Raw genomic sequence first — 12,058 nt, 5'->3', positions numbered from 1 at the left:
CTACTGGTTCTCGAGCACCTTGATCGGATCCGTGCGCTGGGCGGGGCTCGGCTCCTTGGTGGCGCTGCTGGTCCCCCGGCCCGCGCGCGAATCATCCGACTGCTTCGGCAGGCCGGTGCCGCTCGCGAGTTCGAGGCAGGTCACCATCTCGACGTAGGACGGAAACCCGCCGGCCTCGAACTGCTTCTCGCACTGGTTCTTGGCGGCCGGGGTAAACTCGTTCCAGCGGCGCTTGATCTCGTCGCGCGAGGCGCGCTCGGAGCGCAGGCATCCCTCCTGGCTGGCATTGTCGCTGACGCTCGCGGAGGCCGCCGACCGGCAGGTCCGCTCGATGTTCAGGTCCGGCGGGCCGCTCTCGGCCCGGGCGGCGGTCGCGAGGCACAGGAGGGCGAGGGTTCCGGAGAAGAGGACGGGCTTCATCATGGGGGAGCGGTCTCTCGAGCCATGACCCTGCGCCGCGATCGGGCGGCAGGATCGGGATTTGCCCCACCAACGCGCGAGTTCCGCCCGCGGCACCACCGAAAACGTCACGGGCCCCGCAGGGCGGCGTCGAGATCGGCGAACAGGTCGTCCACCGCCTCGATCCCGGTGGAGAGACGCAGCAGGTCGGGGGGACACGGGGAGTCCGGCCCCTCCACCGAGGCCCGGTGCTCGATCAGGCTCTCGACACCGCCCAGGGAGGTCGCCCGCTTCCACAGCCGCACCCGCGCCGCGGTGCGAATGGCCGCCGCCTCGCCGTCCCGCACCCGGATCGACAGCATGTAGCCGAAGCCGCCCTCCATCTGCCGGGCCGCGACCGCGTGACCGGGATCGTCCGGCAGGCCGGGATAGAGGACATGCGAAATGCCGGGATGGCCCTGGAAGCGTCGGGCGAGGGCGGCGGCGCTGGCAGCCTGCGCCGCCGCCCGCAACGGCAGGGTGCGCAGGGAGCGCATCAGCAGATAGGCCTCGAACGGACCCAGGATCGCGCCGCCCCCGGAACGGATTGCGACGAGGCGCTCCCAGAACGCGTCCACCCGGGCGCCGGCCAGCACCCCCGCCACCACGTCCGAGTGGCCGTTCAGGATCTTGGTGGCCGAGTGCATCACGATGTCGGCGCCCAGCGTCAGCGGCCGGGTGTGGATCGGCGAGGCGGCGGTGGAGTCGACGGCGAGCCGCGCGCCCGCCGCGTGCGCGCGGCGGGCCGCCTCGGCGATGTCCGTGATCGTCCAGAGGGGATTGCCCGGTGTCTCGATCCAGACGAGCTTCGTGGCGCCCGGGCGGATCGCCCGCCCCAGGGCAGCGAGGTCGTCCATGTCGACGAAATCGACCGCGATCCGCCGACGCGGCATCTCGGCGTTGAGCCAGCGCTTCAGGCCCCAGTACATCACGCGGGGCGCCACCACGTGGTCGCCGGCCTCCAGGGCGGTGAACACGGCCGTGGCGGCCGCCATGCCGGAGCCGAACAGCAGGGCACCCGCCGCCGCGTCCTCCAGCATCGCCAGGACCGCCTCCGCCTCGCGCACGGTGGCGTTGTCGGGCCGGGCGTAGGAGAAGCCCGAGCTGTAGCCGTTGTCGGGATCCCGCAGGAAGGTGGTGGCCACGTGCAGGGGCATCACCACGCCCCGCGTCACCGGATCGACCCGGCCGAGGGCCTGGGCGGCGAGACTGCGCTTGGTGAAGGCGGAAGCTGGGGTGAAGGCGGGCGCGGCATCCGAAGGACCGTTCGGCGCGTTCGGTTCTGACAGGGGATCCGGCATGGAGCGTGTCCGCGAGGTCGGGATTCGATGGACCCGGCCTCGCAGACCTGTGCACGGACCGCAAGCCGGGGTCTCGGCGCTCCGTCCCGAGGCCCGGTCAGAGGCAAGGAAAACCGCCCGTCATGTCCCGCGCGCCCGCATCGTCACCGATCCACGTTCCCGCCGAGCCCGCCCTCGCCCTGCCCTGGCGGCTGGCGGCGGCGATCCTGCCCGTGGCGCTGACGGCCGTGCTGGGCTCGGCCGCCACGGGGCCGAACATCGAGGGCTGGTATGCCGGCCTGACGAAGCCGTCCTTCAACCCGCCGAACTGGGCGTTCCCGGTCGCCTGGACGATTCTCTACGCGATGATTGCGGTCTCGGCCTTCCGCCTTCTCGGAGCGAAGCCGCGCAGCGGCCCGACCCTGGGGCCGTGGCGCCTGGCGCTGGCCGCCTTCGCGGTACAGCTCGCCCTCAACGCCGCCTGGACCCCGACCTTCTTCGCCGCCCACGCGCTGGGGGCCGCCCTGGTGGTCTCGGCCGCGATGTGGGTGATGATCCTCTGGACAATCCGCCTGTCCTGGCGCTTCGACCGGGCGGCGGCGTGGCTGCTGGTGCCCTACGCCGCCTGGGTCGGTTTCGCCACCGTGCTCACCGGCGCGATCTGGCGCCTGAACTGAGGGGCGCCGCGGGGCGGCCTACTCGGCCGCCTCGACGAAGACGGTCCCGGCGCGGGGAAGGTCCAGGGTATCCCAGGTCTCGGTCAACGCCGCCGTGAGCCGGGCGATGCGGACATCGTCGTGGAAGGGCGACGGCGTGATGCGCAGGCGCTCGGTGCCGCGCGGCACGGTGGGGTAGTTGATCGGCTGGATGTAGATGCCGTGGTGCTCCAGCAGGTGATCGGCCGCCGCCTTGCACAGCTCGGCATCGCCCACCATCACGGGAACGATATGGGTGTCGGTGTGCAGCACCGGCAGGCCGGCGGCCTCCAGGGCGGCCTTGGTCCGGGCGGCCTGACGCTGGTGCGCCTCGCGCTCGCCGCTCGAGCGCTTGAGGTAGCGCACCGAGGCGATGGCGGCCGCCGCGATGGCCGGCGGCAGGGCGGTGGTGAAGATGAAGCCCGGGGCATGGCTGCGGACCGCGTCGCAGAGGACCGCCGAGCCGGTGATATAGCCGCCGACGCAGCCGAAGCCCTTGGCGAGGGTGCCCTCGATCACGTCGACCCGGTGCATCACCCCGTCCCGCTCGGCGATGCCGCCGCCGCGGGGACCGTAGAGGCCGACCGCGTGGACCTCGTCGAGGTAGGTCAGGGCGCCGTACTGGTCGGCGAGGTCGCAGATCGCGGCGATGTCCGAGACGTCGCCGTCCATGGAGTAGACGCTCTCGAAGGCGATCAGCTTGGGGCGGTCGCCCGCCGCGATCAGAAGCTCCTCCAGATGGGCGAGGTCGTTGTGGCGGAAGACGCGCTTCTCGCAGCCCGAATGGCGTACGCCCTCGATCATCGAATTGTGGTTGAAGGCGTCCGACAGGATCAGGCAGTTCGGGATCAGCTTGGCGATGGTGGAGATGCCGGCCTGGTTCGAGACGTAGCCCGAGGTGAAGACGAGGCCCGCCTCCTTGCCGTGCAGGTCGGCGAGCTCGCGCTCCAGATCGACGAGGGGCGAGTTGTTGCCCGCGATATTGCGGGTGCCGCCTGCACCCACGCCGCAGCGGGCGGCGGTGCGGGTCATGGCGCCGACCACGTCCGGGTGCTGGCCCATGCCCAGGTAATCGTTCGAGCACCACACCGTGATCTCGGAGGTCCCGCCGTCGGGCTTGCGCCAGTGCGCGGTCGGAAAGCGGCCCGCGATGCGCTCGATATCGGCGAAGACGCGGTAGCGGCGCTCGCCGTGCAGGCGGTCGAGGGCGGTGCGGAAATGGGTCTCGTAGTCGGTCCGGCCCCGCGCCGGCGATCCCATGCGGCAGCCGTCGTGGGACTTCTGGCCCGCTCCCTGCTTGGTGTCGCTGATCTTGATCGTCGCGGGCATGCGGTTCACGGGCATCCGTCCTTCACGCTTGGGCTGAGGGGCCTACGGTGGAGTCGCGGCCTCTGGCGGGATCGTTTCCACGCGGACCCTCGTGCGGGGGGCCCTCGATGCAATCGGTCTCGTGAGCGAGCCTGGCGCGGACTCCTGAAGGAGTCGCTGACGATGCTCGCCCTCTGACGCGGGTTTCCCCGACGCGGTCGCGACGATACAGGTGAACTTGGAATTGGTTCAAGTCGACAACCGCATTCCTGCTTTGCATCCATCGACCCGGGGCTGCAAAGCCGACACAACGACGTGGCGACGATGCGTCGCGTCGGGCCTCCCGACCCGGCGCGCCGTGCGCGACACCCACCCCGCAGACGGACCGGCGCGGCGCATGATGGACGACGAGACCGAGGCCGGAGCGCCCCCGCGGGCGACGCCCAAGAACGCCGCCGAGCCCAAGAGCGTGGCAGAGCCCAGGAGCGCGGCAGAACCCAAGAGCGCGGCCGAGCAGAGGGCCGAGCGCCTGAAGGCGGCCCTGCGCGACAACCTGCGTCGGCGCAAGGCCCAGCTGCGCGGTCGCCAGGATCCGCCCAAGGCCGGCGAAACGCCTGAGACCGGCGAAACACCCGAGACCGGCGAAACACCCGAGCCGGGCAGCGAAGCCTAATCGCGCGCCGAAAACCTCCTTTTCGACAAAACTTGGCTATAACGGTGCCGTTTCCGCGGGGACGGTTCACGTCCCGCCAGGTTTCGATTTCGGAATTCTCCCGCTCGCAGCGCCGCATGCGCACCGGGCGCGCGAAGATTTGGGCAAGGTTTTAGAAACAATGGACCGCATCAACATCATCGGCGGCCGGCCGCTGCACGGGGTGATCCCGATCTCGGGCGCCAAGAACGCCGCGCTGCCCCTGATGATCGCCAGCCTGATGACCGGCGAGACGCTGGAGCTCGGCAACGTGCCGCGACTGGCCGACATCAACGCCCTCCTGCGCATCCTCGGCAATCACGGCGTCGACCACATGGTGGTGGGCAAGCGCCCGGGCCAGACCACCGAGACCGGCCAGACCATCCGCCTCACCGCGTCCAACGTCATCGACACCACGGCGCCCTACGAGCTCGTCTCGACCATGCGGGCCAGCTTCTGGGTGATCGCACCGCTGCTCGCCCGCTTCGGCGAGGCCCGGGTCTCGATGCCGGGCGGCTGCGCCATCGGCACCCGTCCCGTCGACCTGCTGCTGATGGCGCTGGAGCGCCTCGGCGCCACCGTGGAGGTCGATGGCGGCTACGTCGTCGCCCGGGCCAAGAACGGCCTGCGCGGCGGCGAGATCCACTTCCCCAAGGTGACGGTGGGCGGCACCCACGTGGCGCTGATGGGGGCGGCCCTGGCCAACGGCTCGACCCTGATCGAGAACGCCGCCCGCGAGCCCGAGGTCGTCGACCTGGCCGCCTGCCTCACCAAGATGGGCGCCCGCATCGAGGGCGCCGGCACGCCGCGCATCACCGTCGAGGGGGTCTCGCGCCTGCACGGCGCCCGCCACGACGTGCTGCCCGACCGGATCGAGACCGGCACCTACGCCATGGCGGTGGCGATGACCGGCGGCGACGTGACCCTGGAGAACACGCGCGCGGACCTGCTGCACGCCGCCCTCGACGTGCTGGCCACCACCGGCGCCGAGATCACGACGGGCACCGATACCATCCGCATCCGCCGCAACGGCGGGGGCATCGCCGCCGTCGACGTCACCACCGACCCGTTCCCCGGCTTCCCCACCGACCTGCAGGCGCAGTTCATGGCGCTGATGACGCTGGCCAAGGGCCAGTCCCACATCCGCGAGACGATCTTCGAGAACCGCTTCATGCACGTGCAGGAGCTGGCCCGCCTCGGCGCCCGGATCCGGCTCGAGGGCGACCTCGCCATCGTCGAGGGCGTCGAGCGCCTGAAGGGCGCGCCCGTGATGGCCACGGATCTGCGCGCCTCCGTCTCCCTCGTCATCGCGGGCCTCGCCGCCGAGGGCGAGACCAGCATCAACCGGGTCTACCACCTCGACCGCGGCTTCGAGGCCCTGGAGGCCAAGCTCGCCCGCTGCGGCGCCGAGATCACCCGCGTCCGCAGCTGACGGAACCGGCCCTCCGCCCGAACGGGGCGGAGGGCCATGGGAAGATCAGCCGCCGATCTCGCCGTGCTTGCGGCCGAAGCCCGGGATGTCGCAGCCGCAGCGGGAGCCGTAGGGCTGCGGGCGGGTGATGCAGTTGCCGCGCTGGGTCAGGCAGAGGCGCCCGAATCCGCCGCCATAGCCCCGGGGGCGCCGGTCGTACCGGTCCTCGTCGTAGCGCCGGTGCTCGTAGCGATCCGCGTCGTAGCGGCGCTCGAAGCGACGCGGCCGGTCGTCGCCGTCGTCGTATTGCGCCCGCGCCTCGAAGGCGCCGAAGCCGGTGCCGAGCGTCGCCGCGGTGGCGAGCGCGAGGATCGTGGACTTGATGGTCGTCATGGACTGGATGGTTTTCGTGGACTTGCCCGTCATGGCTGGCTCCCCTCGGATGTGCCGTCTCATCGCGGCCCGGTCTAGCGCCCCTGGGCTGAACGCGGCCTGAGGGGCCTGCCGCGTCTCGACCGCGCGTTTCAGCCGAGGAACCGCGTGACGAGGCGCACCAGCGGAAGCACGGCCCGGGCAACCCGGATCTGAGCGGGCAATTGCCGCGGCCCGAGGGGACGATGGACGAGGCGTGGGCTGGCGCGCTCGGCCTCGGCCACGGCATGTCCGGCCAGGGGATGGGCCGCGACGCGGGCGGCGTCCGCTTCCGCGATCCGCAGGGCCCGGGCCCAGCCGCGCTCGGTCCCGAGGCGGCCGGCCGCGTGCAGCCGGCGCAGGCGGCGGCGCCAGGCGTAGCGGAAGAGCGCCCGCGGCACCGATTCGAGGCGGGCGTCGCACAGGCTGTCGGGCTTCTCGCAGCGCGCCCGGATGGTATCGGCGACGCCGCCCGGCGCCCGTCCCACCAGCCGCCCCGAGACCGTGACGCGGATGGACGGGTCGTGCCGGACGTGCAGGCCCTGGGCGAGCAGCAGCGCCACGAAGGCGCCGTCCTCGCCCAGGGCGATGGCCGGCATGCCGCCGACCGCCCGGTAGGCCGCGACGCTGACGCTCAAGGTGGCGCCGATGGTGGTGCGATGGCAGGGCCAGGGGTCGTGCGGATCGGGGTCGATGCGCGCCTCGGCCTCGGTCAGGAGATCGCTGTAGATGTCCTCCCGGTCGCCGCGCCAGTGCAGGGAGGGCGGCAGCAGGGCCCGCTCGTCCGGATCGAGCTGGATGCGGCCGGCCACCGCGTCGGCGCCGCGGTCGAGGGCGGCCCGGTTGCGCGCGACCCAGTCGGGCGGAACCCGGCTGTCGGCGTCGGTCGACAGGATCATGCCCTCGGCGCCGAGCCATTCGGCGGCCCGGTCCATCGCCTCGCGCCGGGCCCAGCCCGCATGGGCCCCGGCATAGTCGACATGCGTGACCCGGACCGGCACCGACATCCGCGGCACGAGGTTGGCGACGATGGCCTCGGTGGCATCGGTGCAGTTGTTGAGGAACAGGACCACCCCGAGGCTGCCCGGCGGGAGGCCGGTCTGGGCGTCGAGGGCGCCCAGGCAGGCGGCGATGCGCTCGGCCTCGTTGCGCACCGGGATCGCGACCACCGCGCGGATCGCGGCGACGCCGTCGCGGGACCGGGGGGCCTCGCCGGGGAGGGACAGGGATGCGGCCGACACGTGACGACTCCGTTCGCCGGGGGAGGAGCGGCGCAGCGCCGGGTCCCTAGCAGGTTCGGCCGGAGGGACAATGACCCAGTCTCGCTGTCCGGATCCTGAATGACGTCCGGCTTCCGGAATGCCCCCCGCCAGTTGCCGTGGGCGGGTCGCCTCGCTACCTACGGCTCCCATCCCTTGAAGGGTCGAGCCCGCGCCCGGGCCGGCCCGCCGACAAGAGCGCGACACCCGATCATGGAGCTTCTCAAGCTCGCCGCCCTCGATGCCGAAGACCTGGCGGTCATCTCCGCCCACCTGCAGGATGCGATCCTGAAGGCGAGCGACCTCGCCTATCTGGGCGCGCAGCACCGCTTCGTCCTGGTGGCCCGCCGCTTCGACTGGTCGGCGGCGGACGATGCGCCGCCGCGCCGGCGCCTCACCGGCATGCATTTCGACCGGGTGCTGCGCGTGCGCAGCCGCGGGATCACGCCGGGGACCGACGCGGACGCGCCCCTCGAGCTCCTCGCCATCACCTTCGAGCCGACCGAGGCGCCCTCCGGCACCGCCACCCTGGTCTTTGCCGGCGGCGCGGCGATCCAGCTGGACCTCGAATGCATCGAGGCCCAGCTCAAGGATCTCGGGCCGGTCTGGGAAGTGGAAGGGCGGCCCGACCACGAGGCCGTGGCCGCCGGACGCGCCGCGATTGCGGGAAACGCCCCGAAGGGAAACGCCTGATGGTCCGTCTCGATTCCCGCGACGAAGACTTCGCCGCCGCCTTCGCGCGCCTGCTCAGCGTCAAGCGCGAGATCTCGGAGGATGTCGACGAGACCGTGCGCGGCATCATCGCCGGCGTGGTCGCGGGCGGCGACGCGGCACTGGTCGACTACACCCGTCGCTTCGACCGGTTCGGCGAGGATTTCACCGTCGACTCCCTGCGGGTGACCCCGGCCGAGATCGAGGCGGCCGTCGCGACCTGCCCGGCCGAGGCCCTGGAGGCCCTGCGGTTCGCGGCCGCCCGCATCGAGGCGTTCCACGCCGCCCAGGTGCCCGGCGACCACATGGCCACCGACAGCCTCGGGGTCACCGCCGGCTGGCGCTGGACGGCCCTCGAATCCGTCGGCCTCTACGTTCCCGGCGGCACCGCGAGCTACCCCTCCTCGGTGCTGATGAACGCCATTCCGGCCCGCGTCGCCGGGGTGCCCCGCGTCGTCATGGTGGTGCCGATGCCGGAGGGCACCCTGAACCCGCTGGTCCTCGCCGCCGCGCATCTGGCCGGCGTCGACGAGGTCTACCGGGTCGGCGGCGCCCAGGCGGTGGCGGCCCTGGCCTACGGCACGGACACGATCGCCCCGGTGGCCAAGATCGTCGGTCCCGGCAATGCCTGGGTGGCGGCGGCCAAGCGCCGGGTGTTCGGCCAGGTCGGCATCGACATGATCGCCGGCCCGTCCGAGGTGCTGATCCTCGCCGACGCGCATGCCAATCCCGACTGGGTGGCGGCCGACCTCCTGGCCCAGGCCGAGCACGATGCCGCGGCCCAGTCGATCCTGATCACCGATTCCGAGGCCCTGGCCGACAACGTCGCCGAGGCGGTGGAGCGCGCGCTGACCACCCTGCCCCGGGCCGAGATCGCCCGGGCGAGCTGGCGCGACTACGGCGCCATCGTGGTGGTGCGAGGCTTCGACGAGGCGGTGCCGCTGGTGGACCGCCTCGCCCCGGAGCACCTCGAGATCGAGACCGCCGATGCCGAGGCCCTGGCCGCCCAGGTGCGGAATGCGGGGGCGATCTTCCTCGGCTCGTACACGCCGGAGGCCATCGGCGACTATGTCGGCGGCCCCAACCACGTCCTGCCCACCGCCCGCTCGGCGCGGTTCTCCTCCGGGCTCGGCGTCCTCGACTTCATGAAGCGCACCACGATCCTGCGCTGCGACCCGGCGGCCCTCCGGGCGCTGGGCCCCTCGGCCATCGCCCTCGGACGGTCGGAGGGCCTGGAGGGCCACGCCCGCTCGGTGGCGATCCGCCTGAACCTGTGAGGGCCTGATGTCCGGCGCGGCCAAATCGAGCGACGTGAAATCCCAGGACGCCCAGGCGTCGGCGGGAAAGGCGCCGGAGGCGAAGGCGAAGTCGCCGCATCGCCTCGCGGTGGTGACCCTCGACGAGGAGTCGATCGGCCGGGGCAACCCGGATCAGGAGCACGAGCGCGCCATCGCGATCTTCGATATCCTGGAGGACAACAGCTTCACGGTCCCCGGCCGCGAGGGCCCCTACGCCCTCACCCTCGGACTCGTGGAGAGCAAGCTCGCCCTCGTCATCAAGCGCGAGGACGGCGAACCGGTGATGACCCACCTCCTGTCGCTGACCCCGTTCCGTCGGGTGATCCGCGACTACGAGATGATCTGCGAGAGCTACTACAACGCCATCCGCACCGCCTCGCCGACCCAGATCGAGGCGATCGACATGGGCCGGCGCGGCCTGCACAACGAGGCGTCCGACCTGCTGCGCCAGCGCCTCGAGGGCAAGGTCGACCTCGACCACGACACCGCGCGCCGCCTCTTCACCCTGGTCTTCGCCTTGCACTGGAAGGCCTGAGCCGCGACCCCTCTCGAAGTGCGAGGCTGAGACGACCGGATGGCGGACGCGACCGGCCCGAAGAAGACGCGCGTGCAGTCGGCCCTGTTCATGTGCAACTTCAACGCCGTGCGCTCGCTCGCGGCGGAGGCCATCGCACGCCATTACTTCGGCAGGTCGATCTACGTGCAATCGGCCGGGGTGCGCTCCGGCGAACCGGCCGATCCCTTCATGGTGGCGGCCCTCGACGAGATCGGCATCGACGCGGCGCGTCACAAGCCGCGCACCCTGGCCCAGCTCGAGGAGTGGGAGGGCCTGAACTTCGACCTCATCATCACCCTGGCGCCGGAAGCGCACCACGCCGCCCTGGAGCTGACCCGCACCAACGCGGTCGAGGTCGAGTACTGGCCGACCCCAGACCCGACCAACATCCAGGACGGCACCCGGGAGCAGCGCCTCGACGCCTACCGCGACGTCCGCGACGGCCTGGTCTACCGGATCAAGATGCGGCTGAAGGGCTGAGCCGCCGGATCGACGTCACCGGGCCGTAGCTCTTCTCCCGGATACGGGCGACGGCCTCGGCGAGGGGCTCAACCGCCACCGCCATGTGGTGGCCGTTGGCGTGGATGAGGCGGGTGGCGTCGAGCATCAGCCCGACATGGCCGCGCCAGAACACGAGATCGCCGCGGCGCAGGTCCCCGAAATCCGGGGGCAGGGCCTCGCCGAGCCCGCGCTCCTGCTGGTCGGCGTCCCGCGGCGCCGGCCGCCCGGCCTGCGCGAGGCAGAGCTGGACCAGGCCCGAGCAATCGAGACCCAGACTGGTGCGCCCGCCCCAGAGATAGGGCGTCCCGACGAGGCGCTCGGCGGTGGCGGCGTAGTCGGGTTCGACCGCGTCGAGGGGTGCGCAGTGGCCGGCAAAGACGTAGCCGCCCGCGATCCGGAGATAGTCGCCCTGGGTCTCCGTCGGGTGGAGGCGGGCGCCCAGGGTCAGCCAGCCGCTGGCGGGCTGCTTCAGGTCCGGGCCGGGGTAGAGGAACGTGCGCAGGGCGATGACGCGGTGGGTCGGTGCCAGAGCGGGGCCGAGGGCCGCCTCGGGCAGGTAGCCGACATAGCCGTCATGGGCGAACTGGACGAAGGCGAAGCCCTCCTCGGCGCCGTAGGCGGTCACCGCGTCCCCCATCACCGCCTCGGTTTCGAGGCCGGCATCGAAGCGCGGCGTCCGGCGCAAGGGGGCCGAGGGCACGACCACCGCGCGCGCCTCGCCCACGACGTAGCGTTCGGCCGCCACATGGCCGCGCAGGCGGGCATCGGCGATCTCGGGCCGGGCCGGCACGAGACGCGGGTCGGAGAGATCGAAGAGGGAATCCGCCATAGCCCCACCCATTATGGCTCCGACTATCGGCGCCCGCCGGCCGCATCGCAACCGCCCGGACGATTCCCGCGGGAGCGCGGCATTTCGACGCCCGGATTTACCCAATCCGCCGGCAGAACGCTTCTCGCCCAGGCAGGCCCGTTCGGGGACGCGCCATCGGCGGCTGACCGGACATCGATCACGCCGCCGCGATGCGCCGAACGCGCGGCTCGCCCGCGAATGTGTGCACTGCACAAACGGCCGGATTGCGCGTATGGTCCGGTCATGCCCGAAGCGAGTCGCGCCGTGAAGAAGCCCTCGAAATCTTTCCAGGATCTCCCGCCGATCCGTGTGCGGCGCGAGCCGCCGACCATCCCGGAGGCCGTCGCCGCGGCCCAGGACCTCGCCGACGACATCGACCAGCAGGTGGAGATCGCCGCCGGCCTGATCGGCCTGCCGCCGGAGGCGGTGCGCGAGCACGTGGTCGCCGCCGCCAAGGTCCGGTCGGAGGCCAAGCCCGACCGGGTCTCGGACCGGATGCCGGAGCGCATCCTCACCGCCGCCAGCCCGAGCCGGGCACCGCGCACCGTCATCGTCGAGCGCCGGACCCGGCCGCCGGTGGTGGTCGAGCGGCGCGGACGCCCGCCGATCGGGCGCCCCTGACCGGGAGGGCCGGTTTTCCCCGGCCCGG

14 protein-coding genes are annotated in these 12,058 nt (G+C 72.1%); 8 read left to right on the top strand and 6 right to left on the bottom strand.

Annotation, left to right across the window (positions count from 1 at the left end; translation table 11 throughout):
• Together AC0IY1_RS22165 and AC0IY1_RS22160 are read right to left on the bottom strand one after the other, a co-directional pair.
• Nucleotides 1–423 carry a hypothetical protein gene (locus tag AC0IY1_RS22165; protein WP_103708943.1) on the bottom strand — a complete coding sequence of 141 codons (423 nt, stop codon included), beginning with the start codon at nucleotides 421–423 and terminating at the stop codon, nucleotides 1–3.
• A 104-nt stretch (nucleotides 424–527) separates the two neighbouring features.
• The gene (locus tag AC0IY1_RS22160; protein ID WP_471772499.1) at nucleotides 528–1,727 is read right to left on the bottom strand and encodes a trans-sulfuration enzyme family protein; all 1,200 of its coding nucleotides are present in this window, start codon (nucleotides 1,725–1,727) and stop codon (nucleotides 528–530) included.
• 134 nt (nucleotides 1,728–1,861) lie between these two features.
• Between AC0IY1_RS22160 and AC0IY1_RS22155 the strand changes: the two genes are divergently transcribed.
• On the top strand, nucleotides 1,862–2,395 hold the full coding sequence (locus AC0IY1_RS22155; RefSeq protein ID WP_471772444.1) for a TspO/MBR family protein: 534 nt from the start codon (nucleotides 1,862–1,864) through the stop codon (nucleotides 2,393–2,395).
• A gap of 18 nt (nucleotides 2,396–2,413) precedes the next feature.
• Here the strand turns inward: AC0IY1_RS22155 and hemA are convergent, their stop codons facing one another.
• The gene (gene hemA, locus AC0IY1_RS22150; RefSeq protein WP_471772497.1) at nucleotides 2,414–3,673 is read right to left on the bottom strand and encodes a 5-aminolevulinate synthase; all 1,260 of its coding nucleotides are present in this window, start codon (nucleotides 3,671–3,673) and stop codon (nucleotides 2,414–2,416) included.
• Between the two features lie 445 nt (nucleotides 3,674–4,118).
• Here hemA and AC0IY1_RS22145 point away from each other — a divergent pair, with 445 nt between their 5' ends.
• Together AC0IY1_RS22145 and murA are read left to right on the top strand one after the other, a co-directional pair.
• Nucleotides 4,119–4,394 carry a hypothetical protein gene (locus AC0IY1_RS22145; RefSeq protein ID WP_471772441.1) on the top strand — a complete coding sequence of 92 codons (276 nt, stop codon included), beginning with the start codon at nucleotides 4,119–4,121 and terminating at the stop codon, nucleotides 4,392–4,394.
• Between the two features lie 160 nt (nucleotides 4,395–4,554).
• Nucleotides 4,555–5,844: a UDP-N-acetylglucosamine 1-carboxyvinyltransferase gene (gene murA, locus AC0IY1_RS22140; protein ID WP_055946668.1), complete on the top strand. Its 1,290-nt coding sequence runs from the start codon at nucleotides 4,555–4,557 to the stop codon at nucleotides 5,842–5,844.
• Nucleotides 5,845–5,889: 45 nt separating this feature from the next.
• Here murA and AC0IY1_RS22135 read toward each other — a convergent pair whose 3' ends face one another.
• Together AC0IY1_RS22135 and AC0IY1_RS22130 are read right to left on the bottom strand one after the other, a co-directional pair.
• Complete coding sequence (locus AC0IY1_RS22135) at nucleotides 5,890–6,249, bottom strand: hypothetical protein (RefSeq protein ID WP_471772439.1); 360 nt, start codon at nucleotides 6,247–6,249, stop codon at nucleotides 5,890–5,892.
• Nucleotides 6,250–6,347: 98 nt separating this feature from the next.
• On the bottom strand, nucleotides 6,348–7,412 hold the full coding sequence (locus tag AC0IY1_RS22130; RefSeq protein ID WP_471772493.1) for a glycosyltransferase family 2 protein: 1,065 nt from the start codon (nucleotides 7,410–7,412) through the stop codon (nucleotides 6,348–6,350).
• Nucleotides 7,413–7,706: 294 nt separating this feature from the next.
• Between AC0IY1_RS22130 and AC0IY1_RS22125 the strand changes: the two genes are divergently transcribed.
• The 4 genes from AC0IY1_RS22125 to AC0IY1_RS22110 are packed head-to-tail and all read left to right on the top strand — an operon-like array spanning nucleotide 7,707 to nucleotide 10,538.
• Nucleotides 7,707–8,186, top strand: a complete 480-nt coding sequence (locus tag AC0IY1_RS22125) for a DUF2948 family protein (protein ID WP_055946659.1) — start codon at nucleotides 7,707–7,709, stop codon at nucleotides 8,184–8,186.
• Entirely contained in the window at nucleotides 8,186–9,481 is a 1,296-nt protein-coding gene (gene hisD, locus AC0IY1_RS22120; RefSeq protein ID WP_471772437.1) for a histidinol dehydrogenase, read from the top strand. Before AC0IY1_RS22125 ends, hisD begins: the two co-directional genes overlap by 1 nt.
• Nucleotides 9,482–9,488: 7 nt before the next feature.
• Complete coding sequence (locus tag AC0IY1_RS22115; protein ID WP_082512765.1) at nucleotides 9,489–10,037, top strand: UPF0262 family protein; 549 nt, start codon at nucleotides 9,489–9,491, stop codon at nucleotides 10,035–10,037.
• A gap of 39 nt (nucleotides 10,038–10,076) precedes the next feature.
• The gene (locus tag AC0IY1_RS22110) at nucleotides 10,077–10,538 is read left to right on the top strand and encodes an arsenate-mycothiol transferase ArsC (protein ID WP_103708949.1); all 462 of its coding nucleotides are present in this window, start codon (nucleotides 10,077–10,079) and stop codon (nucleotides 10,536–10,538) included.
• Here the strand turns inward: AC0IY1_RS22110 and AC0IY1_RS22105 are convergent.
• A complete protein-coding gene (locus AC0IY1_RS22105) occupies nucleotides 10,516–11,388 on the bottom strand; it encodes a C40 family peptidase (protein ID WP_471772435.1) in 873 nt (290 codons plus the stop codon). The genes AC0IY1_RS22110 and AC0IY1_RS22105 overlap by 23 nt on opposite strands.
• A gap of 264 nt (nucleotides 11,389–11,652) precedes the next feature.
• Between AC0IY1_RS22105 and AC0IY1_RS22100 the strand changes: the two genes are divergently transcribed.
• On the top strand, nucleotides 11,653–12,030 hold the full coding sequence (locus AC0IY1_RS22100; protein WP_471772433.1) for a hypothetical protein: 378 nt from the start codon (nucleotides 11,653–11,655) through the stop codon (nucleotides 12,028–12,030).
• Nucleotides 12,031–12,058: the final 28 nt, after the last annotated feature.

Source organism: Methylobacterium sp. AC690, assembly GCF_979256535.1.
Note: the sequence above shows the minus strand (reverse complement) of the source record. Positions and strands in the feature narration are given on the sequence as shown.

Coding starts and splice junctions, on each gene's coding strand:
- AC0IY1_RS22165 (WP_103708943.1), bottom strand. CDS start 423: ATGATGAAGCCCGTCCTCTTCTCCGGAACCCTCGCCCTCCTGTGCCTC.
- AC0IY1_RS22155 (WP_471772444.1), top strand. CDS start 1,862: ATGTCCCGCGCGCCCGCATCGTCACCGATCCACGTTCCCGCCGAGCCC.
- hemA (WP_471772497.1), bottom strand. CDS start 3,673: ATGGGATCGCCGGCGCGGGGCCGGACCGACTACGAGACCCATTTCCGC.
- AC0IY1_RS22145 (WP_471772441.1), top strand. CDS start 4,119: ATGATGGACGACGAGACCGAGGCCGGAGCGCCCCCGCGGGCGACGCCC.
- murA (WP_055946668.1), top strand. CDS start 4,555: ATGGACCGCATCAACATCATCGGCGGCCGGCCGCTGCACGGGGTGATC.
- AC0IY1_RS22135 (WP_471772439.1), bottom strand. CDS start 6,249: ATGACGGGCAAGTCCACGAAAACCATCCAGTCCATGACGACCATCAAG.
- AC0IY1_RS22125 (WP_055946659.1), top strand. CDS start 7,707: ATGGAGCTTCTCAAGCTCGCCGCCCTCGATGCCGAAGACCTGGCGGTC.
- hisD (WP_471772437.1), top strand. CDS start 8,186: ATGGTCCGTCTCGATTCCCGCGACGAAGACTTCGCCGCCGCCTTCGCG.
- AC0IY1_RS22115 (WP_082512765.1), top strand. CDS start 9,489: ATGTCCGGCGCGGCCAAATCGAGCGACGTGAAATCCCAGGACGCCCAG.
- AC0IY1_RS22110 (WP_103708949.1), top strand. CDS start 10,077: ATGGCGGACGCGACCGGCCCGAAGAAGACGCGCGTGCAGTCGGCCCTG.
- AC0IY1_RS22105 (WP_471772435.1), bottom strand. CDS start 11,388: ATGGCGGATTCCCTCTTCGATCTCTCCGACCCGCGTCTCGTGCCGGCC.
- AC0IY1_RS22100 (WP_471772433.1), top strand. CDS start 11,653: ATGCCCGAAGCGAGTCGCGCCGTGAAGAAGCCCTCGAAATCTTTCCAG.